The sequence below is a fragment of the Microlunatus aurantiacus genome (genome assembly GCF_039536605.1).
Lineage (GTDB): Bacteria > Actinomycetota > Actinomycetes > Propionibacteriales > Propionibacteriaceae > Microlunatus > Microlunatus aurantiacus.
Window position 1 is genome coordinate 1 of record NZ_BAAAYX010000012.1, and the last position, 26,102, is coordinate 26,102.

Genomic DNA, 26,102 nt, shown 5'->3' on the forward strand with positions numbered 1-26,102 from the left:
TTCTCGCGTTACGGCGCGCTCAGCTCACGATCGTCAACGGCCCCGATCGGTGGATCCGGGCTTAAGCGGGCCCGGACGCTTCCGGATCTGTCATAGGGCTAATCAGTCTCATGCCAGTGACCTCGATGCGCGCTCCGCCGTTTGAGGAGAAGCTCAGACTTCAGGGCTGAACTAGGAGTTGTCGATCTTGAGCGGGCTCGATGTTCATGCAGGGTGTCAGGTCATCGCACGCGGATCAGGTTCCAGACTCCGATTTCGGTGCCGAACCGGTAGCTGCCTGTACGGACGACGTGGTCGCCGGGTTCCACTGGTTGCACCACGACGTCCTCCGACCAGCCGCCGCAGCGCCAGACCGGTCCCAGTGGGTTCATCGCGACGGTCGTCTCGTCAGCTTGCCGACGAGCTTGCCGACCAGACCACGCGTCGGCTCAGCCCCCGCCGGGCCGACGCGGTCGTCACCGGTGTCCGCCGGGGTGGTGCGATCGGGCGACGGTTCCGCTCCGCTGATCCGCAGTCCCTTGCCTCGTAGGGCGCCGGAGGCGGGGGCGGGCGATGCGGCGACCGGCCGTGACGTCCGCACGGTGGTCCGGGCGATCGGCGTGGAAGGGGCGTCGCCTGCGTTCCGGACACCCATCAAGGTGGTGTGCACCTGGGCGATCGTGGGGCGCTGGCTGGGATCGGCGAGCAGCATCGAGTCCACCAGGTCGGCCAGGGCCGGCGCGAGGCCGGGACGGGGGATCCGGAGGATCTCGCCGCTGCGGACGGCCACGGCGGGCTCGTGGTAGGTGGCCGCGTCGAACGGTGGCACGGCGCCGGTGAGGAACTCGGTGTAGATCAGTCCGAGGGCGAAGATGTCGGAAGCGACCCCGAGCTCGCCGGGCTGCACACCGACGTCTTGGATGTAGCCGAGCAGCTCGGGGGAGTAGTAGTTGATGGTGCCCACGATCTCTTCGAACGGAGGTGGGTTGCCGGCGATGTAGGAGCTGTCGAAGTCGATCAGCTTGCTCGTGTAGCCGAGCTCGGTGCGCTTCACGAGGATGTTGCTGGGCTTGAGATCCCCGTGCACGATCCGCAGGTCGTGCAGGATCTTCAGGCTGTGAGCGACCGACTTCATCAGCACGAGCTGCCAGCGCAGATCCAGGGCCGCGATCCCGCCGGGCCCGAGGTCCTCGGCGTCGACCTTCTCGGTCACCTTGTAGTACTTCGCGCCCCAGCGGAAGAAGTCGAGGGTGACGATCAGGTTGCCCCCGTAGGCCGACAGCGGCGCGAGGGCCTTCTGCATGCCACGGTGCTGAGCCTCGAAGGTCGCACAGCGAGCGCGCTTCCTGGCCTTGGTCTTCTCACTCCCCGGTGCGTCGTCGTCGGGGTAGGTGGGGCTCAGGAACTCCTTGATGAAGAACTGGCGTCCGGCCCGCTCGGCGTAGGTCCACTTGCTCAGGCCGGCGCCGACCACCTTGAAGTCTTCCAAGATCAGATAGCCGTTGACGACGTCGCCGGCCCTCACCGCGTCACCTCGTCGGGGGTCGTCTCGTCGTGCATGGTGACGTCCGTTGCCGAGCCGTCCGGAGAGGTCTCCGCCGGCGGCGTGGAGTCCACCGGGGGCGGCGCTGCGTCGGCGGGGTGGTCGGGCCCGGAGATCCTGGTGTCGGCGACGTCCGGGGCGTCGCCATCCAGGTCAACCGGCTCGGGGATCTCGGTGTCGGCGTGCAGGTACTGCTCGTAGCCGGGCCGATAGACCTCCCACAGCTGCTGGGTCTCGTCGAGCTGGCGCTGGCGGAGCAGCTGCAGCTCGTCCTCGGCGAGTTGGAGCGAGCGGCTGAGGTCGTCGAGGGGTCCGGTGAACTGGTCCTCGAGCTGGGCGACGCGGGGCGCGTACAGGCTGCGGAGAGCGGCGAGATCGGCGCCGACCGCCACCACCGCCATGGCGGCGTCGTCACCGGTGACCGCGGAGATGCCGTGCTGGATGGCGTCGGACCACCCGGTCACCGTGCGGGCGCTGGTGAGGGGGGACAGGACGAGGTGCTCGAAGTGCATGGGGGTGGGCAGGTAGCCGAAGCAGCCGTCGGTGGCACAGACCAGCAGGAACGGTGCCTCGAGCTTCACCTGGCGGTAGCTGACGTGGAACTCGGTGTCCGCCGACATCGCGTTGCTCACCACCGAGTCACGTCGCAGGTTGGTCAAGGCGTCGCTGGGGTCGCGCAGGTCGTCAGTCATCAGCTGACGGGCCCCGTCGGGCTCGAACACGTACGCGCGGGAGTCGCCCGACCAGAACACGTGGCACAGCCACTCCGAGCTGCGGCGATGGGAGCGCTGCAGCGCAATGGCCGCCATGGTGGTGGGGAGGGCGCGGAGCAGCCGGGACCGCAGACCACTCTTCGGCGGCTTGAGCGCGGTCAGACGTTCCTGCAGAGCCTCCTGGACGGAGCGCCGAAGATCAGTCGCGGCCGCTTCGCCCTTGAGGTTCCAGTCGGGCACCAGGATCTGCAGCATCCGCTGCTCCACCACGTCACGGGCGATGCGCGAGGCCAGATAGGCCCCGCTGCGAGGCCCGTCCTCGGTGTCGTAGACCGTGCCACCGGCGCCGCCCATGCCGTCGAAGACCGCGAGCAGACCGAGATCGGGACCGTCGCGCAGGATCGGATCGGAGTCCTCACCGTGGTCGTCGATCTTGGCGAGGTTGAACCCGAACGAGACTGTCGGTCCCGGCGCCGACGTCTCGGCGCCGGACCGGGAACCGAACGAGGTCTCGCTCACACCGAGTTGCCGATGGAGTCGATGATCGTGCCGTAGTCGACCTCGGAGAGGCCTCCGCCGGCCTGCGACGGGTTGTGCACGACGTTCTCCCAGACCGAGGAGATGTCACTCCAGCCGGGACCGTCGGGCGCGAACAGGATCAGCCGCTTCGAGCTCGAGCCCATCAGCCCCTGCTCGTCCTCCCAGAGGTCGGTGAGGGCACTGAAGTCGGTGGGGACGCGGGACGCGAGGTCGGCGGGCACGATGGACGGATCCAGGGGGTGCGCCGGCTGGTCCGTCCAGACGACGATGACCTGCCGTCGGCGGTCACCGGTGGTCGTCCAGGGGGAGTTCACAGCGAGGGCCACAGCCTCCAACCCGGACTCAGGTGCGTCGCCGCCGCCCTGGGCGATCAGCCCGTTGACGAACTCAGAGAAGCCGCCACGGTCGCCTGGCAGGGCATAGAACGGCGACTCCTCGAGCGCAGCGTCGCCGTCGGCGACGAAGTCGCGGAAGGCGATCACGCGAACCCGCAGCTGAGCGACGTTCTTGCCCTTCTCGGTCAGGTTGGCCTGCACGTCGTCGTAGAAGCCGAGCGCGTTGGCCTTCACCGCGTCGAGGATCGGCGTCATGCTGCCGGTCACGTCGATGCAGAACACGATGTCGACGGCGTAGCTCAGCCCACGGGGGGCGGCCAGGCTCGACTGGCCGGCCTCCGGTGCGGTGGGAGCAGGAGCAGGAGCAGGAGCAGGCGGCGCTGCCGGCTCGCTGCCGGTCGCCTCACCGGTGGGTGGCTCATAGGTGGGGAACGGCTGGTCCGTCGTCGTGGTGGGCGTGGCAGTGGTGTCGCTCATGGTTCTCCCTGGTGCGTTCGGCGGGGTGAAGCGGAGGCGACGGCGTAGATGAGCGCCGCGGCGGCCCGCACCAGGGAAGTACCCCGCTGCGGCGGAGCTACGCACCTCCGGCCACATCGGTCCGACGAGCCGAGTGCGGAGCTGCCGGTCGAGCAGGATCAGTGAAGAGCGGCGACCGCGGAGAAGACGTGGTCCGGGTCGTAGCGGCGCTTGACGGCGAGGAGCCGCTCGAGGTTGCCACCGAAGCCGAGCCGAGTGCGCTCGATGTTGGCCGGGTCGAGGATGTTCGGGTACCCGCCGGGCAAGGCGCCGGGTGCGAGCGACGCCGAGACGTCGGCGATCCAGGACCGGTGCTGGTCGGCCTCCTCGCCGGGCGCCCAGACCGCGATGATCTCGGTGAGGAGATGAGGCCGGCGTACGGCGAAGGCGGTGGCGTCGGAGCTCACCCGTGTCGCGGCACCGTGGAAGTGGTGGACCATCAGCAGCGAGCGGGGTGAGGTCCTCGTCAGCGCGGCCTCGGTCAGCGCGGTGATCGCGTCCTCGGTCAGGGCGGGGAGCCAGCGGGTGTTCAGCGCGTTGCCGTTGCCGGGCGCGGACCCGGCGTCGAACATGTGCAGCAGCTCCGGGTAGGGCATCGGCTGCAGAGCGCTCATCACCGGCGTGCCGAGCTTGGTCAACGGGTCCACCGCGACCTGGCCGGTGTCGAGATCACCGCTCCAGGTCGGTGCCACGAAGACGATCGGGAGCCCGCCCGGGCCGGTCAGGAAGCCCGCCATGACGGTGAGCTCGTCGGGTGCTGCCGCGATGATCTCCTGGTAGCCGCGGAGCACCTGCGGGGCCTGCTCGGCCGGGTACATCACGATGCCGCCGATGACCAGACCGAGCGGATGCAGCCGGAAACGGGCCGAGGTGACGACTCCGAAGTTGCCGCCACCCCCGCGCAACGCCCACCACAGATCGGTCTCGTCGTCGGGCCCGGCGACCACCCGGGACCCGTCCGCGAGCACGAGATCGGCGGACAGGAGGTTGTCCAGCGTGAGACCGAAGCGGCCGATCAGGCCGCCGTAGCCGCCGGCCAGCGCCATCCCGGTCATGCCGACGCTGCGGACCGCTCCGGCCGCCGTGGCCAGACCGTGGGCTGCGGCCGCGTCGAGGAGCTCGCCGGCGAGGACACCGCCGTCGATCTCGGCGACGGACGTGCCCGGGTCGATCCGGACGCCCCGCATCGCCGACAGGTCGAGGACCACGCCCCCTTCCCGGATCGCGCGGCCGGCCCAGTCGCAGCCACCGCCGCGGACCGACACCGGCACGCCGCACCGCCGTGCCGTCGCCAGCGCCGCGCGGACGTCCTCGGCATCCGCGCAGTGGACCACCGCCGCCGGGTGATGATCGACGGAGCCGTTCCAGACCGTTCGCGCCTGCTCGTAGCCGTCGTCGCCGGAAGCGTGGACGCGGCCGCGGACGAGACCCTTCAGCTCGGCCTCGACGGTCGCACCGCGACCGGGTGAGCGGTCATCGTCGAGCATCATGGGGAGCTCCTTCACCCGAGTGCCGCGACCCTCCGGGCCGAGAACGTGCCTGGTCTCCATGCTCGGTCCTGGTCCGGAAGAAAGCGAGGGCCGTTCGGGCAGCGACGAGGGTATCTGGCCCCCTACGCACAACTGCGTACTCGTGGCTCGGGCGGTGGACCCCACGGAGGCCGAAAAGTACGGTGGTCGGATCCTTGGAATCCCTGCCACAGATGACGTGACGTCGATCGAGACCGAGTCACCCACCCGTGGCTCGCCGCCGGAGGGGGAACGATGCAGCAGCTGCCGATGGACGGGCTGACCCACGGAAACCGGAGTCCTGTCACCTGCGAGCTCAAGTGCGGGAGCGCGTGTGCGTACCCGCCGTCCAACCCCAGCACCCAACAGTCGTTCCGCGACGTCGTCGGTCTCCGGCTCTCCCGACGCACGCTGCTGCTCGGCAGCGGTGCGCTGGCGGCGGGAGCCGTGCTGCCGGCTCTGGTGCCCACCGCCGGTGAAGCCAACGCCGCGCGGCCCGCCCCCTCGAGGGGGCTCCCGTTCACCGCGATCAAACCGGTCCCGGACACGACCGATGATCTTGTCGTGCCCGAGGGTTACCAGTGGTTCCCGATCATCCGCTGGGGCGACCCGCTGTTCCACACGTCACCGCCCTTCGACCCGTCGGTGCCCGACGCCGAGGCGCAGGAGGAGCAGTTCGGCTACAACAACGACTACCTCGACATCCTGGTGACCGACCGACGGGGCCGACACGCGTTGCTGTGCTGCAACCACGAGTTCGTGAACCGGTCGATCATGTTCCCGCCCCGGGCCGCCGGGGCGGCCGAGCTGGAGCTGTTGCGGGCCTTGATGGCCGCCGTCGGCTTCAGTGTCGTCGAGCTGGAGCGATCCGGGCGGCGTCGGCCCTGGCGTTATGTCCGAGGCGCCCGGCTGAACCGTCGGATCACCGCGACGACGCCCTTCCGGCTGACCGGTGCCGCGGCGGGGAACCCTCTGCTGCAGACGGCGGCCGACCCCACCGGAACCCGGGTCCTCGGCACCTTCAACAACTGCTCCGGCGGCACGACGCCGTGGGGCACGATCCTGTCCGGCGAGGAGAACTTCCACAACTACTTCCAGTCCAACTTCCCCGCCGGCACGCCGCCGACGACACCGCTGTACGTCCAACGCCGCCGGTACGGGTTCAACCTGACGCGCGCGGGCAGCAGCTACCTGTGGGAACGGGTGGACCCCCGCTTCAACGCCACCAACGCGTCCTACGTCAACGAGCCCAACCGGTTCGGCTACATCATCGAGATCGACCCCCACGACCCGACCTCGACACCGCGGAAGCACACGGCCCTGGGCCGGTTCAAGCACGAGGGGGCCAACGTCCGCGTCGATGCCGACGGCCGGGTCGCGGCCTACATGGGCGACGACGAGAGATTCGAGTACCTGTACAAGTTCGTCTCCAGTCGTCGCTTCCGGCCCGGCGGTTCCCGTTCGGCCCGGGCGAACAACCTGGAGCTGCTGACCGAAGGCGATCTGTACGTCGCCCGGTTCAGCGGTGAGGACCGAGCCGACAACGCCAACCTCGGCGTCGGGACCTGGATCCCCCTGGTGGCGAACGGTGCCTCGGTCGTGCCGGGGATGTCCGTGGCCGAGGTGCTCGTGTTCACCCGCCTGGCCGCCGACACCGTCCAGGCCACCCGGATGGACCGGCCCGAAGACGTCCAGCCGCACCCGCGGACCGGCAAGGTCTACGTGGCCTGCACCAACAACACCCAGCGCGGCACCGCCGCCGGCATGCCCGGCGCTGACGCGGCGAATCCGCGTCCCGATCTCGACGCCGCCGGCGTACCGCTGCCCGGTGGCAACAAGCACGGGCACGTCATCGAGATCACCGAGGACGACGACCGGGTGGATGCGACGACCTTCAGCTGGAACCTCCTGCTCGTCTGCGGCCCGCCCGGGGAGGTCGGCAACTACTTCGCCGGCTATGAGGGGCCGGTCTCCCCGATCTCCTGCCCGGACAACCTGGCGTTCGACTCCGAAGGCAACCTGTGGATCAGCACCGACGGCATGCAGGGGATCGCCTACTGCGATGCCCTGTTCAAGGTGCCGCTCGTCGGTGAGGACCGCGGCCGGGTGCAGCAGTTCCTCGCCACCCCGATCAACTCCGAGACCACGGGTCCGGTGATCCACGACCGCGACGGCTCGGTGTTCGTGGCGGTCCAGCACCCCGGCGACGGGGGGAGCTGGGTGGCACAGCAGTCCTTCTTCCCCGACTACCTCGACGAGCGCGAGGCCCGACCCGGGGACTGGCGCGGCCCACGGCCCTCGGTCGTCCAGGTCATCCGGCAGGGTCCGAGCTGACCGCGCGTCCGTCGCCGAGCAGTCGGGCACTGCACGGGCCGATCCGGGGATCGTGAACTCACCGTCGTCGAGACAGAGCCCGCCTCGACCACGAGGGCCGTCGAGACCTCGACCGCGTGGCCCGGCCCCCAGGGCAGGAGCAGCGCCACAGGGTCGGCGCCCTGGTCAGTCGGAGACACCTGCGCGATGATGCCGACATGAACCGCGCTCGTCGCCCCTCCCGTTCTCCAGCGGTCGGGAGCGTCGACTCCGCCGACACCATCGCCGGCGTCGACACCTCCGAGAGCAGTGCCGTGGCCGGCAGCAGTGGCACCACGGCGAGTACGGCGGTCGCGGGCAGCGTCCGGACCTCGCACAGCGTCGCGGTCTCGGGCAGTGCCGGCACGCGAGGCAGCGTGGCGGTCAGCGGCAGCGTCGGCACGGTCGCGAGCGCCGCGGTCGCCGGAAGTGCTGCCACCGCGGGCAGCGTGGCCGTTGCCGGGTCGGCGGCCACGGTCGCCAGCGTCGCCGTGGCCGCCAGCGTGCTCACGTTCCTGAGCGTCGCCCTGGTCGCCTGCATCGGGTGTCTGGCCTGTGTCCGGTGCCGTCGGTGCGTCGCGTGCGTGGGGTGCATCGACTGCGTGGACTGCATCGGGTGCGTGGGCTGCGTCGGTCTGCGGGGTGCCGTCGGCCGCCGGGGCGAGACGGCTCCCTCGCCCAACTGACCGGCCGCGGTCCTGTGGCCGGTCGGGTGTCCGTCCCCGGCTCTCGGCTGCCCGGGCCGGGCGACACAATGGCGCCGTGAGAGCCTCACGCCCGGTTGCCGGTCTCGTCGTGACGGCGCTCGTCGCCGCGCTGGTCAGTTCCTGTACGACCGCCCCGGCCGGCGATCCCACCGCCACCGAGCCCACGACCGTTCCGCCACCGGCCGTCACCAGACCGCCAGCACCGGAGGGTGCGCTGCCGGCGGCCCTGCAGACGAAGCTGCAGGCCGCGCTGGACTGGACGATGAAGGAGTACGGGGTGCCCGGCGCGGCCGTGGGTGTCTGGGTGCCGGCCGAGGGGGCCTGGGTGACAACGACCGGGCTGGCCGACATCGCGAACGACGTGCCGGTCAGCACGGACCTGACCTGGCCGTTGCGCAGCGTCACGAAGTCGTACACGGTGACCCTCATCCTGCAGCTGGTGGACGAGGGAACGATCGGCCTGGACGACACGATCGGCACCTACGTGGACGGCGTGACCGACGGCGACAAGATCACGCTGCGTCAGCTCGCCGACATGTCCAGCGGGAACGCCGACTACACCAACGCCGACTTCCAGCAGGAGTTCCAGCAGGACCCCGACAAGATCTTCACCCTGGACGAGCTGAACTCCCTGGCGCTCGGTCGGCCGGCGCAGTTCGCCCCCGGCACCGAGAGGATCTACACCAACGCCAACACCAACCTGCTCGGGGCCGTGGTCGAGAAGGTCACCGGCGAGCCGTTCGCCGAGGTCCTGCAGAGGCGGATCCTCACCCCGCTCGGCCAGCAGGGAACGCGTTACGTCCTCGACGCGAGCACCTGGACCACACCGCATCCCGTCGGGTACGCGCCCGGCGACGCAGGTCCCCAGCCACAGCCCACCAACCTGTCGATCTACGGCCCGGCCGGCTCCATGATCAGCAGCCTCGACGACGCCCGGGTCTGGGGCGAGACGCTCGCCACCGGAACCCTCCTCGCCCCGGCGACGCAGCGGGAGCGGCTGCAGGGTGCCCCGCTGCAGAAGGGCCCGCCGTACGACCTCTACGCGCTCGGCATCGGGGAGACCGACGGGTGGTGGGGCCACAACGGTGAGGGTTTCGGCTTCACCGCCGCGGTCTTCCACCAGCCCACCTCCGGGGCGACCGTGGTGGTGTTCATGAACGAGTCGAACGTGGTGCCCAAGGCGCACCCGGCCGACCAGCTGTTCCGTCGGATCGCCGCGGTCCTGCCGCGCTCGTGACCGCCCCCCTCGGCGGGTCGCGGTTGCCCGAGGCCGCTGCTCGGTCCGTCGACCGAGCGTTTACTGTGTAAACATGACGGACAAGGTGAACTTCGGCTACACCCTGATGACCGAGCAGAGCGGACCGCGGGAGCTCGTCGGCTACGCCGTCGACGCGGAGCGCGCGGGCTTCGACTTCGAGGTCTCCAGCGACCACTACTCGCCGTGGCTCACCAGCCAGGGTCACGCGCCGTACGCCTGGACGGTGCTCGGAGCCGTGGCCCAGGCCACCCAGCACATCGAGCTGGCGACGTACGTGACCTGCCCGATCCAGCGCTACCACCCCGCGGTGGTCGCGCAGAAGGCGGCGACGCTCCAGCTGCTCTCGGGCGGCCGCTTCATCCTCGGTCTGGGCTCGGGGGAGAACCTCAACGAGCACATCACCGGGGAGGGCTGGCCGCCGGTCGCCCAGCGCCAGGACATGCTCGAGGAGGCGATCACGGTGATCCGGGAGCTCCTCACCGGGGAGCTGATCACCTGGGAGGGCGACTACTTCCGGATCGACTCGGCCCGGATCTGGGACGCCCCCGAGGGCTCGGTCCCGATCGGCGTGGCCGTCTCGGGGGAGAAGTCGATCAAGCGGTTCGCACCGCTCGCCGAGCACCTGATCGCCGTCGAGCCCGACCCTGAGCTGATCACCGGCTGGTCCGCCGTCAACGCCCATCCCGGGTCCCGCTCCATCGGGCAGGTCCCGATCTGCTGGGATCCCGATCGGGACGCGGCGATCGAGCGGGCCCATGATCAGTTCCGCTGGTTCGCGGGCGGCTGGGCCGTGAACGCCGATCTGCCCACGCCGGCCGGGTTCGCCGGCGCGAGCCAGTTCGTGCGCCCGGAGGACGTGGCCGAGAAGATCATCTGCGGTCCGGACCTGGACGCGATCGTCGACGGCGTCAAGCCCTACTGGGAGGCCGGCTTCACCGACATCGCTCTGGTTCAGGTGGGTGACGAGGGCCAGCAGCGGTTCCTCGATGAGGCCGCCGGCCCGCTGCTGGAGGCGCTCCGGTCGGCTTCGTCACCCGCGTCCTGACCGCGTCACCCGCGTCACCCGTGTCCTGACCGCGGAGACGTCGCGCACGGTACCGGGTCAGCGCTCAGATCGCTGCTCGCGGACCCGCTCCTTCTCGGCGATCACCTCGGTCTGCACCCGGCGCTCCCGCAGCAGCCACGGGGGAGGGTCGGCCAGCAGGGCACCGATCTGGTCCGCGTCCAGGGCGTCGCCCATCTCAGCGCGAGCGAGCCCTGAGCGAGAGATCCCCAGCTTCTGCGCGACCACGTCGCGGGGAAACGGTCCGGTCCGGCGGAGCTCGACCAACCAGGCCGGGGGATCGTCGCGCAGGGCGTCGAGCTCGGCGCGCGTGAGGGAGGACCGCTGGAACTCCTCCGGCGCGGCCGGGAGATAGATCCCGAGCTTGTTGGCCGCCGTCAGGGGCTTCATCGTCTGGCTCACGTCCAGCAGCCTAGTGCTCGACGCGGCGCCGGCTCAGGCACTCGCGTCGTCCGCGTACGCCAGCCGGCTCCCGGCGCGCACTCCCCAGGCGGCCAGCGCCCCTGCCGGAGCCTCGATGGTGGCCTTCGCCCTGAACCGTGGCCGGGTGCTGCCGAGCCACGGTCTCAGCGTGGCGACCTTGATCACCACGCCGTCGGCGTCGACCACCGCGACGTCGATGGGGTAGCGCATGCCCATCATGTGCACGGACGGGCACCTGGTGATCCACAGGGCACCCTCGACGGCATCGGTGCCCAGCAGACCCTTCCTCCGTGACTCGGCGGTGTCCGCCAGGGCGGCCGGAGCGACGGTGCGCCCGTCGCAGAGCAGCCGGCCCGGTCCGGGTCCGAACACCGTACGCGCCATCGTCGTCCTCCAGGATCGCTGCACCGAAAGGCACCGCGGGATCGTCCGCACGCCCGGTGAGTTGACTCGGTGCTCGATACAATCGTGCCCCATCCACAGGGCCGGGAACGTCCCGCAACAGCAGGGAGACCCAGGTTGGCTCGCCGTCGCGTCGTGGAGCGGAACTCCCGACGCCGGAACGTCACCGACCGGATCCTCGTCCTCGTGCTCGTCGTGGTGGCCGCCTCGGGTGTGATGAGCGTCCTGCCCGCGACCGCCCAGGTCGCCGTCGGTCGGCTGGCCTGCCGGGTCGGGTCCCTCGGCCTCGGCGCCTGCGGGGCCGATCCGATCGCCCTGACCGAACCGGACCTGGCGCCGCCCCGCTGTGCCGCGCTGGCGATCCTCGACGAGGCGCTGCCGGAGGTCCGGGTCTCCGAGACGACGACCGCCACCGGCCTGCGGCTCCAGACGCGGACGGCCCGGTCGGGCGACAGCGTGCTGCATCTGGGTCCCGACCAGACCGAGGAACCACCGCTGCTGCTGGCGGGGCAGCGCCGTGGACGGCAGGAGGTGCTGCCCGGTGTCGTCGTGACCACCTCGGCCGACTGGTTCCTGCCCGGTGGTCAGGGCGGTGACGTCGTGGTGGCGGCCGCCCTCGAGCAGCACCGCCAGTGGTTGCAGCGCCGATCGAGCCTCGCCCCGCTGGGGGCCGTCTTCGGCTCGTCGGGCCGCGAGCTGCCCGCCCCCACCCTGCTCCGGAGCCGCGTCTGGCCCGCGGTGGCCCCGCTGCCCACCACGCCGGGGGTGCGGACCCCGGTCCCCGACACCACGGCCCGGGTCGTCCTGCGGCCCGACCAGCCGGCTCACCTGGTCACCAACACCGTCGACCGGGACACCGTGCTCACCGTCGGCGTGACCGGCAGCTGGGCCGGTCAGCCGGTGACCGGAGCCGCCTCGTGGCGACGCGCGGCCTCCGGTGAGGTGGAGCGGGTCACCGTCGCCGTGGTGGCGGCTCGCGCCCTGGTGAAAGGGGAGCCGGCCGTGTCGGCGGGGTCGGCGGAGGTCGCGTACGTCACGATCCCGGTCTCCTCCCCGGTCGAGCGACGGCTGGTGGAGAGCTGGCTGAGCCGTCCGACGGGGTTCGCGCTGCCGCTCCCCGAGCTGCTCGGACTGCGCCAGGCCGACGTCCGCGACCAGCTCGCCGGCTTCCTCACCCGGGCCGCGACCGTGACCGTGCTGCGCTACGCCGACACCGATCGAGCAGAGCTGACGCGTCGGGTGACCGAGGAGCTGATCAGCACCGAGCGGGTCGAACGCCCCGGCACCCGGGTGACGGCGGCCTTCACCGTGGCTCCGCAACCGAACGGTGCAGCGCGCAGCCTCACCGCCGACCCGGCGTGTGCGACCTCGTGACCGCCAGCAGCAGGGTGATCACCCGTCGGGCCGCCCTCGCCGCCGGGCTGGCGGTCGCCGCCGGACTGACCCTCAGCCCCCGGCCGGCCCGGGCGAGCGAGGTCACGGTGGGAGACCTCGTCCTCGAGGTGCCGACGGGTGTCGTTGCTGCCGACCCCGGCGAGCCGCTGGGTCGGAACTGGCAGTGGCGTGGTCGCACCGACGACAGCCAGATCACCCCGCGCGGGGTGGTGCTGGCGCGCGCCGATCTGGACACGGCCGAACCGGTGGAGGTGCTCGGTCTGCTGCTCGCCTCCACGGCCGCCGGGCTGCTGCCCGGCATCCAGCTGACCGGCCGCCGCAGCCGCGTGGTGCAGGGCAGTCAGCAGACCCGGTTCGCGGTCTCGTACGCCCTCGACCGCAGCCGGCGCTACACCGGCGAGCTGGTGATCGCCGAGCGCGCCGAGGCGCCGAGCGGTCTGGTGGTGGTGCTGGGGGACGCCACCGTCCCGACGAGCTTCGTGGTCGGTGTGCTCGATTCGGTCCGGTGGCGCCGATGAGATCGACGGCCCTGGCTAGATCGACGGCCCTGCGGGCCTGGCTGGTGGGTCTGGTCGCGCTCGGGCTGGCGGGCGCCGGGGTGACCTCCCTGGCCGCCGGCAGCGCGGTGACGTCGCTGACCCGGATGGCTGTGGCGGCGGGGGTGCTGGGGGCCTACACCGCGGTGGCGGCGTTGCTGGTCACTCCCCGCGACGAGCGCACCTGGATCCGCTGCCTGTGGTGGGGCGGTCTGGTGCCGGTGCTGATCACGGTGGTCACCGTGGTGCTGGTGGCGGGTCGTGCGGGACCGGCGTCGGCGGTCGTGGCCGCTCTGCCCTGGCTGGTTGGCGCGCTCCCGGTCTGCCTCGCGGGCCCGTGGCTCCCGGGCGTGCCCACCCTCCGGCTGCGCCGGCGGGACCACGACTGAGTCAGCGGGACCACGGCTGCGCCGGCGGGACCGCGACTGAGTCGGCGGGACCGGACTCAGCCGGCACGACCGGAGCTGGGACGGGTATCCCCGTCCCGTCACTTGGTCAGACGCGGGTCGACGTCCTCGACGTCGTCGGCCAGCTCACGGAAGAAGAAGCGACCGACCAGCGGGCGGAACTCGATCACCTGGCGACCGATCCCGCAGTTGATCCACGTGCTCATCGGACCGGGCGGCAGCGGCGGGGGACCCTCGTCCTCGTCCTCGTCGTCGCCGGGGGGATCGGGCTCCTCGGTCGGCAGCTCGAACCCGGGGTCGATCCGGCACTCGTCGGCGGTGAAGGTCGTCTCGGCTTCGGCCTTGGCCGACACCTTGTCGCCGGAGACGGCCGTGGACCGCAGCTTCACCGACACCGACACCTCGTCGGCCCAGACGTTGAAGCAGTAGGACGTCAGGTTCGCCCCGTTGGCGGAGGCGAGCCGGGCCGCCTCGTTCCGGCCGTTCTGGAGGCAGGTGCCACCGCCGACCATGAGCGGGATGTCGGCCGGGGTGGTGAAACCCAGCAGCAGATCCGTCGGCAGGTCATCCAGCACCCCGCGGGCTCCGCCGAGGGCCGCGGCGTCGGCGGCGTGCTGGGCGCCGGAGCTCTCGTTCGAGGCCACTGCGCCCATCGTGGTGATCACGCCGGCGAAGAGGGCGACCAGGATGCCGATGCCGATGACCACCGTGACCGGTGTCGCGCCCGCATCGCTCCGGCGACGCCCCGTCGTGGTCTGCTCGTCCATGATCATCACCCCCTCCCCGTGGTCTTTTCCCTGCTGCTGCTCGGCTCCTGCCGGGGACGGTGAGGTCCCCGGAAAAGCCCGACGGCCGGGCGAGGAGATCCTCGCCCGGCCGCCGTGCTCTGACGACTCAGGCGCTGTTGGTGGAGTCCTTGATCTTCTGGATCAGCTCGCCGGCCCAGGTGCCGAGCTGGGCGCTGTTCACCGCGCCCACCACCGCGACGATGATGATCGCGGCGACCGCGATCGCGGCGATGTACTCCAGCGATCCCTGCCCCGCCTCGCGGCGCTGCTTGAGCTTGTCGCTCGCGGTGAGCTGCCACACGTAGAGGGTGACCAGCAACTGGTTCATGGGGATTCCCCTTTGCTCGCGACCCTGTTCGGGTCTGCTTCGGCTTCCGCCTTGTTGCGGTCGCGCTGACAAGAACGAATCTACGGAGATCGAGGGCGGAGGACATGGGCCCCAGGACCCAGCGGTGGACCCAATCTCGACCGGGTGCGGGACTCATCGGGTTGGGTCCTGCAACCACAGGGCGACCGCGTGCCCCCGGCTGGTCACGCCGAGCTTGGCGAAGATGTGGTTGATGTGGTTCTTGACCGTCTTCTCGGAGATGAAGAGCGTCCGGGCCACGTCGGAGTTGGCCGCCCCCTGCGCCACCAGCTCCATCACGTCGGCCTCACGCTCCGACAGCCCGTACGTCGCCGCCCGCGACGCCGCGGTGGCCACCGGACGGGACAGCGCGGCCACCGCCTGGGCCGAGAAGGTGCCGAAGCCCCGGGCCGCCATCCGGACCGCCGACAGCAGCTCGTCCTCGGTGAAGTTGCCGTGCACCAGGTAGCCGAGCGCGCCGGCCTGGACGGCGGCGGAGATCACCTCCGCCGAGTCCGAGTAGGTCAGCATCAGCACCGACGCGTGCTCGGTCACCTCCCGGGCGGACACGACGCCGTCCTGACGCGGCATCCGCACGTCCAGCAGCATCACGTCGGGCTTCTTGGCCTTGGCCAGGGCCACGGCGGCCAGGCCGTCGCCGGCCTCACCGACCACCACGACGTCGTCGGCCGTGCTGAGCAGGCTGCGGATCCCCATCCGCACCACCGCGTTGTCGTCGGCGATCGCCACCCGGATGGCCGGTCGCGCACCGACCTCGGCGATCAGACCGGAATCGTCTGTCGTCTGGCTGTCCATCGGATCGTCGTCCCCTCCCCCTTGTCGGAGTCGATCGTCATCGCGCCGCCCACCTGGGCCGCGCGCTCGTGCAGGCCCCGCAGCCCGAAGTGCCCGTGTGCCTCGTCGCGGCGGGCGCGGGACGGGTCGAAGCCGACGCCGTCGTCGCGGACGAGGAGCTCGAGGCCCCCGGCGTCCGCCGTGAGCTCCACCTCGACCAGCGTGGCCTCGGCGTGCTTGTCGATGTTGTGCAGCATCTCCCGCAGCGCGGCCGCCAGCTGCACGGTGACGACGGGATCGGCGTCGACGCCGCGGACCACCGTCAGCCGGGTGGCCACCCCCGTGTCCTCGGTCCAGGTGTCGAGGATCTCGCGCACCACGTCGACCGTGGGCCGGTCGAGCTGCCCTTGCCGCAGCCCCACCAGCAGCTGCCGGGCCTCCTGCGCGGCGGTCTGCGAGGCGGTGGCCAGCTCGCCGGCCAGCGCGCGCGCCGCGACCGGGTCGTCGTCCACCGTGCGGCGCAGAGCCGAAGCAGCCAGGGAGATCCCGTGCAACGACTTGCCGACCGAGTCGTGCATGTCCCGGGCCAGGCGGGCCCGTTCGTCGGCGGCCCCGACGGCGGCCACCGCCGCGGCGACCTCGGAACGCGCCTCGACCGCACTCACCACCGCGGAGCGCACCAGCACGCCGATGATCACGAAGCTGACGACCAGCGCGGGCGTACCGGCGATCAGGGCCAGCCAGCCCGTCCAGGTCTCCGGGAGGGTGCCGAGCAGAGTCCGGGGCGCCCCGAGGGAGCCCACCGCCAGGGTGGCGGTCAGCACGACCAGGAAGCGGCGCGGGAAGAGCAGACCGGTGAGCAGGGCCGAGCAGACCACGGTCAGGGCCGCAGGCTGCGCCGAGTCGACGCTGACCAGCAGCCCCAGGGTCAAGGCGATGTCCACCATGCCGATCAGCGGGTGCCGGATCAGCACCCTGATCTGCCGGTTGCCCAGACCGAAGAGCAGGCTGGCCAGGGCCAGCATCAGCAGGGTCAGCGCCGCGGTGGGCGCGGGATCCGGGCCGGCCAGGGTCGCCGGGGTGGCCAGCAGCAGGCACAGCAGCCGGGCATGGAAGACCCAGCGCACCAGACGCAGGTAGCCGGGGTCGTCGAGCACGGCGTCGGCCCACTCCGACGCCGGGGCCGGGGCGCTCACTGCAGGGACTCCATCAGCCCGCTGAAGTCGATCCCGGACCCGATGGCCAGGCCGACGATGATCAGGATCAGGGCGGCCGGCACCATCACCAGCGAGGTCACCAGCGTCACCTTGGGCACCGTCTGGGACGCCTTGCGTCGCAGCGCCTGAGCATTCTCCCGCCGCATGTCCAGGGCGATCTGGTTGAGCGTCTCGGCCAGCGGTGCCCCCAGCTCGTCGGCCTGCAGGAAGGCCGTGGTGAAGCTGCGGACCGCTGTCGAGCCGGACCGTCGCTGCATCGCCAGGAACGCGACCTTGGTGCTGGCGCCGTGCCCCATCTGGTCCAGGGTGAGCCGCACCTCGTCGGAGATCGGTCCGTCGAACCGGTCGATGACCCGGGCCAGGGCGGAGCGGAAGGCGATGCCGGCGTTCACCGTCACCGCGAGGATGTCGAGGAAGTCGGGCAGGTCCCGGTCGATGCTCTCCCGCCGCCGGCGACCCTGGCCCGAGATCCGCGCCAGCGGCAGCAGACCCGCGACCAGCGGGCAGATCAGCGCGGCCAGGAGCTGACCCTGGTAGATGAAGAGCACGACCACCGGGACCAGCAGCAACGCCCACCAGCAGACGGACCGCAGCAGGCTGTCCACGCTGACGCCCGCGGGCCGGCCCGCCGTGTCGATGAGCTGCTGCAGGTAACGCACGCCGGTGGGGCCGACGAGGCGCCGCAGGCGGGGCACGAACCGGGCGGCCAACCGGTTGATGGGTGACAGGCGGGCCTCGCGGCGCCGTTCCTCCCGCAGCAGGATGAGGTCGGCGGCGTCCAGGTAGTCGCGGGGGCTGGTCCGGGCCATCCGGTAGCCCAACAGGAAGACCAGCAGGGCACCGGTGGCTCCGAGCGCCGGCCACAGGGTGGAGAACTGGCTCATCAGTGCTCGACCCTGGTCATCCGCTGGATCACCAGGAAGCCGCTGGCGAACAGCCCGAACCCGACGATCAGCGCGATCTGCCCGATGATGTTGCGTGTCATCAGGTCGACGGTGCCGGGTCGGATCGTGTTCAGCATCAGCAGGATCCCCACCCCGAGCAGGGCCACCAGCACGCTGGTCGAGCGCGCCTGGGCCAGGGTGGTCCGGATCTCCCGGCGGACCTCCTTGCGGTCGTCGAGGGTGAACGAGATGTCCCGCAGCGCCTTGACCAGCGAGCCGCCGGAGCGGGCCGAGACGACCATGGTCGACATCAGCACCCGCACCTCACGCGACGGGAGCCGGTCGTTCAGCTGGAGCATCGCCTCCTCCAGCGGAGCACCGAAGCGGACCGCGGAGTTGAGCCGCTGGATCTCCGAGCGGGCCGGCTCGGCCATCTCGGCCTCGGCGACGGCCCAGGCGGTGGCGATGCTGAGTCCGGCGTTGGTGGCGTTCGACAGGATCCGAGCCAGCTCGGGGATCTGCTGGACGAACTTCTCGCGCCGACGCTCGCGGGCCCGCCGCAGCCAGGCCCGGAGCAGCGCGTAGCCACCGACCAGGCCGATGACGCCGAACAGCGGGGCGAGCAGGCGGGCCAGCACGTACGGGACGGTGGCCGTGACCACGAGGAAGATCAGGAAGACGATGATCGGCGGGTAGCGGAAGCCGGCCAGGGTGAGCTCGCGCTCGAGCCAGCGACCGATGCGGGTCCGGTTGAACCGACGCGAGATCCGGGCGGCGGCCGATCCCGTGGTCACCCCGGTCTCGCTGCCCTGCCGCGCGGCCACCCCCACCTCGCGACGCTCGGCCGAGTGCGTCGCGAACTCCGACAGACCGGCGACCGCCAGCACGACGGCGAGCACGGCGCCCGCCAGGATCGCCAGCGTCATCCCACCTCCCAGGCCTCGGGCAGCGTCTCGCCGGCCAGGGCGAGCTGCCGGGCCAGGATCTCCGGCACGGTGTGCCGGACGAACTGACGCTCGAGGGGATCGAACTCCGCGATCGTGTGCAGCCGGTAGTCCTCCCGCCGCTCGGAGGTCACGGCGGCGATCTCGACGATGCGCCTGGTGCCGTCCGACGCCCGGGTCAGCTGGACCACCAGGTCGATGGCGTCGTTGACCTGGTCCCTGATCGCGGCGAAGGGGATCTCCACGTCACTCATCGACGCCAGGGTCTCCAGCCGGGACAAGGCGTCGTACGCGCTGTTGGCGTGCACGGTGGACAGCGAGCCGTCGTGGCCGGTGTTCATGGCCTGGAGCATGTCCAGCGCCTCGCCGCCCCGGACCTCACCGACGATGATGCGGTCGGGTCTCATCCGCAGCGAGTTGCGAACCAGGTCGCGGATGGTGATCGAGCCCTTGCCGTCCGCATTCGGCGGGCGGGTCTCCAGCCGGATCACGTGATCTTGGTTGAGGGAGAGCTCGGCCGCGTCCTCCACGGTCACGATCCGCTCCCGCGAGGGCACGAACTGCGACAGCGCGTTCAGGAACGTGGTCTTGCCCGACGAGGTGCCGCCGGAGACCACGATGTTGGCCCGGGCCCGTACGCAGATCGACAGCAGCTCGGCCGAGTCCTTGTCCAGGGTGCCTCGCTGCAGCAGCTCGGCGAGCCCGTACGCCTTGGGGAACAGCCGGATCGTCACCGACGGACCGGTCAGGGACAGCGGTGGCAGCACCACGTTGACGCGGGCGCCCCGGGGCAACCGCGCGTCGGCGGGGAGTCGCGCGTCGACCATCGGACTCGACTCGTCGACGCGGCGGTTCACGGCTGACACGATCCGGTCGATCGTCTGCAGCAGCTGGGCTTCGGAGGTGAAGCCGCTGGGGATCCGCTCCACCCGACCGAAGCGCTCGATGAAGACCGTCTGGTGGCCGTTGATCATGATCTCCGAGATCGACTCGTCGGCCAGCAGCGGTTCCAGCACGCCGAGTCCGACGGCTTCGTCGACGACTCGGCGGATCAGGGTGGACCGCTCGCGGGTGGAGAGGATCACGCCCTCGCGGGAGATCAGGTGCGCGAGCACCCGTTCCAGCCGGGCACGTCGCTCCTCGGCCGCGAGCCGGGTGAGCTCCTGCAGGTCCACCTCGTCGAGGAGCAGCTGCTTGAAGCGGCTGACCTGCGCGTCGTCGGCGACGATCTCGGACTTGTCGGTGGTCTGGACCCGGGCGAAGCCCCGGCTGAACTCGCGTCTCATGGCATGGTCACCGATCGGCTGATCGTGCGATCGGTGATCACCACGATCGAGGGAGCCCGAGCCGTCACGGTGACCCCGTGGTCGGGGCCGAAGGTGGAGACCGACACCAGGGACACGCCGCTCGGCAGGCTGGCGGCGGCCGCGGCCTGGGGCGACTGACCCAGGGAGTAGGCGCGGGCGCCGTCCCGGGCGGCCTGGGAGACGCCGTGACTGGCGTACGCCATGGCGAAGATCTGGACGATGATCACCAGCACGCCCATGGCCAGCGGGATCAGCACGGCTGCCTCGATGGCGGCGGAGCCGCGGTCGCGGACCCGTGCCGCCCGCGGGGGCCGGGCCAGGGGGAGAACGGTCATCTCGGCTCCTGGACGACGTCGTGGTCGACCTCGATGGTGGCCTCGGACGAGGCGCCGTCGCCGATCAGCAACGGCGGGGAGACCCGGACCCGCACGCTCGAGCCGTCGGAGGTGACGGTCGTGAAGCTGCGCAGCGCGGCCGGCAGCGCGTCGTCGGCCGCAGCGCTCGGGCTGTCGCCCAGCGACGCCGCTCGAGCGGCCGCCGTGGCCGCCACCCCGGACCAGACGAAGGACACCCCCCAGATGAGGAACTGCAGGCAGAGGAGCACGACCAGCACCGCCGCGGGCATCATCAGCACGGTCTCGAGGCTGGCCTGGCCGGCCTCGCCGACGCGCTGCTTGGACCGGCGGGTCCTCTTCGCCGTCGGCGTGCGTCGCCCGTTCGCCGTGGTGGGGTTCTGGCCGACCGCATCGGCTTCGGAGCTCGGTGTCGTCGCCTCCGCCGCGGGTGCGCTCGGCGCGGTGCCGTTGCCGGCGGAAGCACGGGAGCCGCGCGAGCCGTGGGCCCGCCGAGCAGCGTGGGCACCGTTCGCCCCCGGGGCGCCACCCGGCCCGGTTGACGTCGACGTCGACGAGACCGACGCCTCGGCGGCCCGCCGGAAGGCGCGGTAGACGTCGAGCTCCTCACCCAGGCTGCGCAGGCTCTTCCACCAGATCTGGTTGCGGACCTCGGCCGGGGTCCGGCTGTTGCCGGCGCGTTCCAGGCCGCGGTCCAGATCGGGGATCAGCACCTCGGACCGGTTACCCAGGACGAGCTCGTCGATCGTGTCCTGCTGGATCTCGGAGCGGCGGACGAACCGGTTGACCACCACCTTCAGCGCCTCGTCGGACACGACCCCGAGGGACTCCCAGGCCAGGGTCTGACGACGGGCGGCACGCAGGGCGGGCACGTCGGCGGTCACCACCTGCAGGGTGACGTCGGCGGTCTCGACCATCGCCGCCTGGGTGGTGGTGACGGCGGAGCCGGTGTCGACCACCACCAGGTGGTAGAGACCGCGCAGCTGCGCCAGGATGCGGCGCACCGCCTCCGGCGTGACGAACTCGGTGTCGCGGATCTCGGGTGGGGCCAGCAGCAGGTGGAGTCGGCTGCTGTGCACCACGACGGTGTCGGAGACGGCGCGGGGGGACAGGTCCTCGCTGATCTTGGCCAGGTCGGCGATCGAGACCCGGTGGGCGACGTCGAGGTAGCTCGGCACGTCGCCGTTCTCCACCGCCAGGTCCACCAGGCAGACCCGGATGTTGGGGTCGCTGCGGACCACGTCCCAGGCCAGGTGGGCGGCGATCACTGTCGTGCCCACGCCGCCCTTGGCGCCGGCGATCGCGATCACCCGGGCGCCCCGGTCGGCTCGGCGGGCCGACGCCTCCGGGTTGTCGACCATCGCGGCCCGGAGGGTCTGGGCCCACTCGAGCACCGACCCGAGCCGGTGGTTGACGTCCTCCAGCCCGAAGGGGAACTCGAGCACGCCGCGGGCGCCGGCGTCCAGCGCCGCCCGGTAGGTCGCGGCGGTCTGGCTGGTGGTCACCACCATCACGGCGAGACCGGGGTTCCGCAGCGTCAGGTCCCGCACCGTGTCGGTGACCGAGGCCGGGCCGAGGGCGTCGTGGACGAACAGCAGGGTGGGGCGGTGGCTGCGGACGGCGGAGGTCATCTCCTGGGTGGACTCCGCGACGAACGCGACCTCGATCTCGGCGTCGGCCTCGTCGAGCCGGGAGCGCAGCTCCTGCACGATGACCTGGTCGGCGATGGCGATGACGGCCCGGGTCATGAGCGGAGCCTCTCGGGAGTGCAGGAGTGATGCTGGGCGACACGTTCTTCGTCGCCCGGGATCGCGACGAACGAGCGAGACCTCGCGGAGCTCAGGACCGCGGAGCGCGGAGCGCGACCATCGGACACGGTCATGAGCGGAGCCTCTCGGAAGTGCGGGACAGGTCGGTCACTCGGCACCGTCCTCGGCGACGGCCTTGCCACCCAGGTTGCGGGCGTCGAAGGTCTTGCGTTCCTTGCTCCGGTCCTGGGCCACACCCGGCGGCAGCCCGATCAGGCGGACCTCGTCGGCGAAGGACGCCGCGTACGTCACCGACAGGGCCGCGTCGGCCTTGAGGGCCAGGGTCACCGGGATCACGTTCTGGATCGACTTCGCGTCCGGCGTCTGCACCTGCTGCTGACCGAGCACCGAGACCACGCGGGCGTTCTCCACCAGGATCCTGGCCTGCTTGGGCAGTCCCTTCACCTGGTCGAACGCGACGTAGACGTCAACCCGGTCGCCGGGACGGACCCGGCCGGCCAGACCGGTCACCGCGTCCACGTTGACGGCCACCTCGCGCTCCGTGGGATCGAGGTCGCTGGCCGGGACGAGCGCGTCCAGGCTGATCGGCGAGCCCGCCGTGATCGGGGTGGCGGTGACCCGGCCGTCGATGTCGGAGGACTTCAGGATCGTGTTGTCCGCCGCCCAGCGCTGCGGCACCTGCACGGGCTCGGTGTTCTCGCTGGACAACGTCGTGAAGGGCGGGAGGTCCTTGGTCACCTGGTAGATCGTGACCATCGGCCCGACCTTGGTGTTGACGCTGGACACGTAGCTGGCGACACCGACGAAGACCAGGACGGCGGCGACGACGGCCAGCACCATGAAGGCGACCCCCCGTCGCTGGCGTGGGTTCATGCTCATGCGGCTTCACTCTCTCGGTCGACCGCGGCGGGTCGAGGTCGGGCGGCGGGGGGTTCGGGTGTCGCGGCCCCGGGATCGGTGGAGCCCGTGCCGGTCACGGGCCCGAACGGCACCGACGTCAGCAGCCAGGCCGACCCGGAGGCGAAGCGGCTGTCCTCGACGAGGGTGGTCACCCGCTGCGGGTGGTGGCCGTCCAGCCGGTGCGTGAGCGGGGCCGGCAGGGGACCGGTGGTGTAGACCCGGTCACCGGCTGCCGGGAGCCAGCCGTCGGGGCCGATGTCTGTGGCGGGGGCGATGTCGAGCACGGGATTGCGACCCCCGACCAGGGAGCGCAGGCGGGCGCCGACGCCCAGGTCGACACCCCGCAGCCGCCAGGCGGCAGGGGACCAGACGAGACTCCGGGCCCTGGAGAGCTCCGTAAGCAGGAGACCGCGAAGATCGTCGGCGGAGCTGAGCCACGGCGCCGCCGCCAGGACCCGGTCGGCCACGACGGTGAGCGTGAGCGCGTGGTGCGGACTCGTGATCACCGACACCCGCGCGGAGGGGCGCGCTGCCGCCACCAGGTCGGCCTGCCGCTGCGCCGAGGCCCGCGCGTGCCCCGAGGTCAGCACGACCACGTCGGTGTCGGGCCGGTCGGCCACGACCCGGAGCAGCGCTGCGGGCGACCCGCTGAGCACTCCGGCCACGCGGCCGAGACCACTGGTTCCGACAACGGCGATCAACATGTCACACCTCGACTCCGGCGACCTGACATCGCACTGGGGGCGTCTGCTTGCGGAGAACCCGCGAGCCGAGGTCCATGCTGGCAACGCAAAGGGTCACCCGTTCCGGTTCGCGGCCGACCGGGAGCGGTTCCGCCGGATCGCGAGCCCGACGACCAGTCCGAGCAGGGCGACGACGGCCGCGCCCACTCCGGCCGCGGCCGCCAGGGCGCCCGCTCCGGGTCGGTCACCGTCGGCCGGCGGTGACACGGTGCCCGCGGAGGGGGAGGGTGAGGCGGTTGCGGTCGATCCGGTCGAGGCACTCGGCGACGGGGTGGGGGACGGTGCCGTCGCGTAGACGGGCTGGCCTTCGACAGCCCCCTCGACGTCGACGTCCAGGCGGATCGGGAGCACCCGACCGGACGTGTCCGGAGTCGTCTGCCGCACCTGGACCGACACGTAGTAGTCGCCGGCCACGGAGGCGTACGACGCCCGGGCCAGGGCGTCGCCCTCGGTGGTGACCAGACCGCCGTGCGTGATCTCCCGGTTCCGGACCCGCACCTCCGGGGAGTAGACGGTGAGCTTCTCCCGGCCGTTGCCCTGCAGGACACCACTCTGCCGTGTCTGCGGCACCCGGGAGGGGGCGTAGATCAGCGCGGCCACGGTGACGGTCTCGGTGTTGCTGAGATCCCAGCTGTCCCGGTTCGACGGCGCGGTCACCGAGGTCCGCAGCCGTTGGCCGGTCCCGAGCCTGACCCTGTAGAACACGCTCTCCCCGACCGCCGGGGCGTCGCTGAACGACCCGGCGGTGATCAGCGGTGCGTTGGTGAACGAGGACCCGCCGATGATGCGCCGCACCGGCTTCTTCGACGGCACGGCCGCCCCGGTCTCCTTGTAGGAGGTCACCGGTCCGGGCAGGGAGGCGAGGTTGGTGATCTCGGGTTCGCCCGTGATCACGATCTCCACCGGCGCGGACTTCGCTCCCTTGTAGTTGCGTCGTTCGACCGCCAGCACGAGGGGTTCGGTGGCGCACTCCGCCGCCGCCGACCCGCTCACCACCGCCCCGGAGACGACCACCGTCGCGTCGGCGGTCTCGCTCAGGGTGTGCACGTCGTCGCACGCCGCACCGCTCTCGGTGGTCAACGTGAGCAGCCAGTCGTCGGCGTTGTAGGTACCGGAGGGCGGGACGAGGCTGTTGACCGTGGCGGTCACGTTCTCGCCCGGCTGCCGGGAGATGCGGTAGTAGCGGGTGCCGCCGTCGGCCTCGAAACGATCTTGGAACTGACCGACGGTGAGCTCCGGAGCACCGTCCGGGCTCTCGGTCCCCGTCACCTTGGTGCCGGTGATGGCGAAGGGACGCAGCGCCCGCTGGGTGATCTTGCGGAGCGCCTCGGACAGGCCGTCGGACTCGTCGGCGTCGTAGTAGGAACCGTTACCGGCTTCGGCGATGCACTTCAGCTGCTTGCGTGCCTTGCCGCTCACATCGAGCCCGACCGCGTTGAACTGCAGGTCGACACCCTTGTCCGCCAGCTTGCGGGCGACTGGGCACGGGTCGCCGGCGCAGGACTCCTCGCCGTCGGAGATCAGCACCAGCACGCGACGCCCGGAGTCGCCGAGATCGTCGACCGCCTTGCCCAGCGAGTACGCGATCGGGGTCTCGCCGACCGCTCGGAAGGAGTCGACGGCGCGGTACATCTTGTCCCGGTTCAGCGGCCCGATCGGCAGCACCAGCTTCGTGTCCCGGCACGCCGCCGGGTTCTCGGCCTTCGGCTCGGAGATCTCGGAACCATAGACCCGCAGACCGACCTCGGTGCCGGCGGGGAGAGCGTCAGCGACCTGCTTGAGCGCCCGTTTCGCCGCCGCGAACTTGGTGCCCCCGGAGGAGATCTTCTCGTTCATGGAACCCGAGACGTCGAGCACCAGCAGGACCTTGGCGGGGTCCTCGGCACGGGCCGGCAGCGGTGCCGAGAACGCCGTGCTGACGACGGTGCCGGCCAGCACCAGCATCAGCGCGCGCCTGACTCTTGACGTGGTCACGGCCTGGAACCCCCTGATCTGCACCGACCCAAGAACTCCCGAACGGTAAGCAGAGACCAGCTCGCAAATCCAACCGGAGACGAAAAAAGACCGTCGACAGGCGCCGAGCGGGCCGTGATCTTCGTCACGTCGCCTTTCACGACGATCCTGCTGCGAAGACGACGCAGGTCAGGTAGGCGCCCGCCACCATGGCCGGACCGAACGCGATGTGGGAGTGCCGATCCGCTCGTCGGGTGATCAGCAGGATCGCTGCGGCGATGCCCCCCAGCACGAAGCCGGCCGCCAACCCGATGGCGGCCGCGCGCCAGTCCCACCAGCCGAGCAGGGCGGCGAGGACACCGGCGAGCTTCACGTCGCCCAGTCCCAGACCCCCGGCGCCGGGGGAGAACAGCGCCAAGAGGGTGA

At 71.3% G+C, this 26,102-nt stretch carries 25 protein-coding genes and 1 pseudogene; 7 read left to right on the forward strand and 19 right to left on the reverse strand.

Features of this window, described 5'->3' with window-relative positions; translation table 11 throughout:
* Positions 1-367 precede the first annotated feature (367 nt).
* The 4 genes from ABD714_RS13605 to ABD714_RS13620 form a co-directional block, all read right to left on the reverse strand.
* Positions 368-1,504, reverse strand: a complete 1,137-nt coding sequence (locus tag ABD714_RS13605; protein WP_344812923.1) for a protein kinase domain-containing protein — start codon at positions 1,502-1,504, stop codon at positions 368-370.
* Positions 1,501-2,754 carry a PP2C family protein-serine/threonine phosphatase gene (locus tag ABD714_RS13610; RefSeq protein WP_344812924.1) on the reverse strand — a complete coding sequence of 418 codons (1,254 nt, stop codon included), beginning with the start codon at positions 2,752-2,754 and terminating at the stop codon, positions 1,501-1,503. Before ABD714_RS13610 ends, ABD714_RS13605 begins: the two co-directional genes overlap by 4 nt.
* Entirely contained in the window at positions 2,751-3,587 is an 837-nt protein-coding gene (locus tag ABD714_RS13615) for a vWA domain-containing protein (RefSeq protein ID WP_344812925.1), read from the reverse strand. Before ABD714_RS13615 ends, ABD714_RS13610 begins: the two co-directional genes overlap by 4 nt.
* A 158-nt stretch (positions 3,588-3,745) precedes the next feature.
* On the reverse strand, positions 3,746-5,116 hold the full coding sequence (locus ABD714_RS13620; RefSeq protein WP_344812926.1) for an FAD-binding oxidoreductase: 1,371 nt from the start codon (positions 5,114-5,116) through the stop codon (positions 3,746-3,748).
* Positions 5,117-5,389: 273 nt separating this feature from the next.
* Between ABD714_RS13620 and ABD714_RS13625 the strand changes: the two genes are divergently transcribed.
* The 4 genes from ABD714_RS13625 to ABD714_RS13640 all read left to right on the forward strand — a co-directional run bounded on the left by ABD714_RS13625 (position 5,390) and on the right by ABD714_RS13640 (position 10,496).
* Entirely contained in the window at positions 5,390-7,468 is a 2,079-nt protein-coding gene (locus ABD714_RS13625; RefSeq protein ID WP_344812927.1) for a PhoX family protein, read from the forward strand.
* Between the two features lie 197 nt (positions 7,469-7,665).
* Positions 7,666-8,172, forward strand: coding sequence for a hypothetical protein (locus ABD714_RS13630; protein WP_344812928.1), 507 nt, complete (start codon positions 7,666-7,668; stop codon positions 8,170-8,172).
* A 76-nt stretch (positions 8,173-8,248) separates the two neighbouring features.
* The gene (locus ABD714_RS13635) at positions 8,249-9,430 is read left to right on the forward strand and encodes a serine hydrolase domain-containing protein (protein WP_344812929.1); all 1,182 of its coding nucleotides are present in this window, start codon (positions 8,249-8,251) and stop codon (positions 9,428-9,430) included.
* A 73-nt stretch (positions 9,431-9,503) separates the two neighbouring features.
* On the forward strand, positions 9,504-10,496 hold the full coding sequence (locus ABD714_RS13640) for a TIGR03557 family F420-dependent LLM class oxidoreductase (RefSeq protein WP_344812930.1): 993 nt from the start codon (positions 9,504-9,506) through the stop codon (positions 10,494-10,496).
* Between the two features lie 57 nt (positions 10,497-10,553).
* Here the strand turns inward: ABD714_RS13640 and ABD714_RS13645 are convergent, their stop codons facing one another.
* Positions 10,554-10,916, reverse strand: coding sequence for a DUF5997 family protein (locus ABD714_RS13645; protein WP_344812931.1), 363 nt, complete (start codon positions 10,914-10,916; stop codon positions 10,554-10,556).
* Positions 10,917-10,949: 33 nt separating this feature from the next.
* Positions 10,950-11,321 carry a DUF192 domain-containing protein gene (locus ABD714_RS13650; protein ID WP_344812932.1) on the reverse strand — a complete coding sequence of 124 codons (372 nt, stop codon included), beginning with the start codon at positions 11,319-11,321 and terminating at the stop codon, positions 10,950-10,952.
* A 153-nt stretch (positions 11,322-11,474) separates the two neighbouring features.
* On the opposite strand from ABD714_RS13650, the gene ABD714_RS13655 reads away from it, so the two are divergent.
* The 3 genes from ABD714_RS13655 to ABD714_RS13665 are packed head-to-tail and all read left to right on the forward strand — an operon-like array spanning position 11,475 to position 13,659.
* Positions 11,475-12,713: a hypothetical protein gene (locus ABD714_RS13655; RefSeq protein WP_344812933.1), complete on the forward strand. Its 1,239-nt coding sequence runs from the start codon at positions 11,475-11,477 to the stop codon at positions 12,711-12,713.
* Complete coding sequence (locus ABD714_RS13660) at positions 12,710-13,252, forward strand: hypothetical protein (protein ID WP_344812934.1); 543 nt, start codon at positions 12,710-12,712, stop codon at positions 13,250-13,252. Before ABD714_RS13655 ends, ABD714_RS13660 begins: the two co-directional genes overlap by 4 nt.
* Positions 13,249-13,659: a hypothetical protein gene (locus ABD714_RS13665; RefSeq protein WP_344812935.1), complete on the forward strand. Its 411-nt coding sequence runs from the start codon at positions 13,249-13,251 to the stop codon at positions 13,657-13,659. The genes ABD714_RS13660 and ABD714_RS13665 overlap by 4 nt, the downstream gene beginning before the upstream one ends.
* A 98-nt stretch (positions 13,660-13,757) precedes the next feature.
* Here ABD714_RS13665 and ABD714_RS13670 read toward each other — a convergent pair whose 3' ends face one another.
* From ABD714_RS13670 to ABD714_RS13730, 13 genes and pseudogenes are all read right to left on the reverse strand, one after another.
* A complete protein-coding gene (locus ABD714_RS13670; protein ID WP_344812936.1) occupies positions 13,758-14,444 on the reverse strand; it encodes a hypothetical protein in 687 nt (228 codons plus the stop codon).
* 127 nt (positions 14,445-14,571) lie between these two features.
* The gene (locus ABD714_RS13675) at positions 14,572-14,793 is read right to left on the reverse strand and encodes a hypothetical protein (RefSeq protein WP_344812937.1); all 222 of its coding nucleotides are present in this window, start codon (positions 14,791-14,793) and stop codon (positions 14,572-14,574) included.
* 153 nt (positions 14,794-14,946) lie between these two features.
* On the reverse strand, positions 14,947-15,627 hold the full coding sequence (locus tag ABD714_RS13680; protein WP_344812938.1) for a response regulator: 681 nt from the start codon (positions 15,625-15,627) through the stop codon (positions 14,947-14,949).
* Positions 15,594-16,802, reverse strand: coding sequence for a sensor histidine kinase (locus tag ABD714_RS13685; RefSeq protein ID WP_344812939.1), 1,209 nt, complete (start codon positions 16,800-16,802; stop codon positions 15,594-15,596). Before ABD714_RS13685 ends, ABD714_RS13680 begins: the two co-directional genes overlap by 34 nt.
* Positions 16,799-17,707 carry a type II secretion system F family protein gene (locus tag ABD714_RS13690; protein ID WP_344812940.1) on the reverse strand — a complete coding sequence of 303 codons (909 nt, stop codon included), beginning with the start codon at positions 17,705-17,707 and terminating at the stop codon, positions 16,799-16,801. The genes ABD714_RS13685 and ABD714_RS13690 overlap by 4 nt, the downstream gene beginning before the upstream one ends.
* On the reverse strand, positions 17,707-18,633 hold the full coding sequence (locus ABD714_RS13695) for a type II secretion system F family protein (RefSeq protein ID WP_344812941.1): 927 nt from the start codon (positions 18,631-18,633) through the stop codon (positions 17,707-17,709). Before ABD714_RS13695 ends, ABD714_RS13690 begins: the two co-directional genes overlap by 1 nt.
* Positions 18,630-19,937 (reverse strand): TadA family conjugal transfer-associated ATPase, encoded by a 1,308-nt coding sequence (locus ABD714_RS13700; RefSeq protein ID WP_344812942.1) that lies wholly within the window; start codon positions 19,935-19,937, stop codon positions 18,630-18,632. The genes ABD714_RS13695 and ABD714_RS13700 overlap by 4 nt, the downstream gene beginning before the upstream one ends.
* Positions 19,934-20,293: a TadE/TadG family type IV pilus assembly protein gene (locus tag ABD714_RS13705; protein WP_344812943.1), complete on the reverse strand. Its 360-nt coding sequence runs from the start codon at positions 20,291-20,293 to the stop codon at positions 19,934-19,936. Before ABD714_RS13705 ends, ABD714_RS13700 begins: the two co-directional genes overlap by 4 nt.
* On the reverse strand, positions 20,290-22,059 hold the full coding sequence (locus ABD714_RS13710; protein ID WP_344812944.1) for a CpaE/TadZ family protein: 1,770 nt from the start codon (positions 22,057-22,059) through the stop codon (positions 20,290-20,292). Before ABD714_RS13710 ends, ABD714_RS13705 begins: the two co-directional genes overlap by 4 nt.
* 168 nt (positions 22,060-22,227) lie before the next feature.
* Entirely contained in the window at positions 22,228-22,959 is a 732-nt protein-coding gene (gene cpaB, locus ABD714_RS13715; RefSeq protein ID WP_344812945.1) for a Flp pilus assembly protein CpaB, read from the reverse strand.
* On the reverse strand, positions 22,956-23,684 hold the full coding sequence (locus ABD714_RS13720; RefSeq protein WP_344812946.1) for a hypothetical protein: 729 nt from the start codon (positions 23,682-23,684) through the stop codon (positions 22,956-22,958). Before ABD714_RS13720 ends, cpaB begins: the two co-directional genes overlap by 4 nt.
* 93 nt (positions 23,685-23,777) lie before the next feature.
* Positions 23,778-25,697 carry a vWA domain-containing protein gene (locus tag ABD714_RS13725; protein ID WP_344812947.1) on the reverse strand — a complete coding sequence of 640 codons (1,920 nt, stop codon included), beginning with the start codon at positions 25,695-25,697 and terminating at the stop codon, positions 23,778-23,780.
* Between the two features lie 136 nt (positions 25,698-25,833).
* A pseudogene (locus tag ABD714_RS13730) lies at positions 25,834-26,102 on the reverse strand (hypothetical protein); the annotation flags it as partial.

Bases quoted from the DNA above. Each gene is read 5' to 3' on its own strand.
- ABD714_RS13615 (WP_344812925.1), bottom strand. From the start codon at position 3,587: ATGAGCGACACCACTGCCACGCCCACCACGACGACGGACCAGCCGTTC.
- ABD714_RS13620 (WP_344812926.1), bottom strand. From the start codon at position 5,116: ATGATGCTCGACGATGACCGCTCACCCGGTCGCGGTGCGACCGTCGAG.
- ABD714_RS13625 (WP_344812927.1), top strand. From the start codon at position 5,390: ATGCAGCAGCTGCCGATGGACGGGCTGACCCACGGAAACCGGAGTCCT.
- ABD714_RS13630 (WP_344812928.1), top strand. From the start codon at position 7,666: ATGAACCGCGCTCGTCGCCCCTCCCGTTCTCCAGCGGTCGGGAGCGTC.
- ABD714_RS13640 (WP_344812930.1), top strand. From the start codon at position 9,504: ATGACGGACAAGGTGAACTTCGGCTACACCCTGATGACCGAGCAGAGC.
- ABD714_RS13650 (WP_344812932.1), bottom strand. From the start codon at position 11,321: ATGGCGCGTACGGTGTTCGGACCCGGACCGGGCCGGCTGCTCTGCGAC.
- ABD714_RS13665 (WP_344812935.1), top strand. From the start codon at position 13,249: ATGAGATCGACGGCCCTGGCTAGATCGACGGCCCTGCGGGCCTGGCTG.
- ABD714_RS13670 (WP_344812936.1), bottom strand. From the start codon at position 14,444: ATGGACGAGCAGACCACGACGGGGCGTCGCCGGAGCGATGCGGGCGCG.
- ABD714_RS13675 (WP_344812937.1), bottom strand. From the start codon at position 14,793: ATGAACCAGTTGCTGGTCACCCTCTACGTGTGGCAGCTCACCGCGAGC.
- ABD714_RS13680 (WP_344812938.1), bottom strand. From the start codon at position 15,627: ATGGACAGCCAGACGACAGACGATTCCGGTCTGATCGCCGAGGTCGGT.
- ABD714_RS13690 (WP_344812940.1), bottom strand. From the start codon at position 17,707: ATGAGCCAGTTCTCCACCCTGTGGCCGGCGCTCGGAGCCACCGGTGCC.
- ABD714_RS13695 (WP_344812941.1), bottom strand. From the start codon at position 18,633: ATGACGCTGGCGATCCTGGCGGGCGCCGTGCTCGCCGTCGTGCTGGCG.
- ABD714_RS13700 (WP_344812942.1), bottom strand. From the start codon at position 19,937: ATGAGACGCGAGTTCAGCCGGGGCTTCGCCCGGGTCCAGACCACCGAC.
- ABD714_RS13705 (WP_344812943.1), bottom strand. From the start codon at position 20,293: ATGACCGTTCTCCCCCTGGCCCGGCCCCCGCGGGCGGCACGGGTCCGC.
- ABD714_RS13710 (WP_344812944.1), bottom strand. From the start codon at position 22,059: ATGACCCGGGCCGTCATCGCCATCGCCGACCAGGTCATCGTGCAGGAG.
- cpaB (WP_344812945.1), bottom strand. From the start codon at position 22,959: ATGAGCATGAACCCACGCCAGCGACGGGGGGTCGCCTTCATGGTGCTG.
- ABD714_RS13720 (WP_344812946.1), bottom strand. From the start codon at position 23,684: ATGTTGATCGCCGTTGTCGGAACCAGTGGTCTCGGCCGCGTGGCCGGA.